The sequence below is a fragment of the Staphylococcus sp. 231237_7MaSpsaltlick genome (assembly GCF_043107035.1).
In genome coordinates this window covers 1-882 of sequence record NZ_JBICNX010000188.1, presented here as the reverse complement: position 1 = coordinate 882, position 882 = coordinate 1, and the positions used below count along the sequence as shown (strand labels likewise).

Below are 882 nucleotides of genomic sequence, written 5' to 3'. Positions count from 1 at the left end.
TTTAGAGAATTTTATTATATTTTAATGACGCAATATCCAAAAACTGCAACTAAGTCCTTCACTGAAAAATATCGTAATATGCAATGGTCATATAGCAAGCAAAATTTTGACGCGTGGAAAATAGGGAAAACTGGATTTCCAATTGTAGATGCAGCAATGCAAAAGCTTAACGAAACTGGGTATATGCCCAACCGTTTAAGAATGGTTGTTTCCCAATTTTTAACAAAGAATCTTTTTATTGTTTGGACTTGGGGAGAAGAATACTTTAGACAATACCTCATCGATTATGACAATGCGTCCAATGTGCATGGCTGGCAATGGTCTGCATCTACCGGCACGGATGCGGCGCCGTATTTCAGAATGTTTAACCCAATACGCCAAAGTGAACGTTTTGATGCCAAAGGTTATTTTATTAAATCTCAACTAGAACTATTTAAGGATGTTTCAAGTAACTATATTCATAATCCTTCAAAAAATAAAGATAAACTGAAAGAAAATTATGATATTGAAATAGGGAAGGATTACCCTAAAACTATGGTAGACCTTAAATTAAGTAGAGAATTCGTTATGAACAAGTTTAAAAGTTTTCGGTAATAATTAAATAATTTAGACACGGAGGTAATAATAGTGATTAAGCAAAACAAATGGATTATTTTATATTTTATATCTTTTTTAATTATGATTTTATTAAATTATTTAAGTGGTGGAAATATAGGAAGTGTGACAGAAGATAACCAGGCAATTATACAACCTGCAGGTTTTGCGTTTTCAATTTGGGGGTTAATTTATGTCCTTATTTTAGCATGGATTATTAAGCTGTTTGTTTCAAATAGTCATAAAAGTATCATAGTTAATGAATTAAAATACCTGCCTATCATTAAC

The 882-nt window shown here is 31.3% G+C and carries 1 protein-coding gene and 1 pseudogene; both read left to right on the top strand.

The window, feature by feature from the left end; genetic code table 11:
* Window positions 1-594 (top strand): FAD-binding domain-containing protein (locus tag ACF91D_RS30810; protein ID WP_392438557.1); only part of this gene is annotated, 594 nt, incomplete at its 5' end.
* 33 nt (window positions 595-627) lie between these two features.
* Window positions 628-882: pseudogene (locus ACF91D_RS30805) on the top strand (tryptophan-rich sensory protein); the annotation flags it as partial.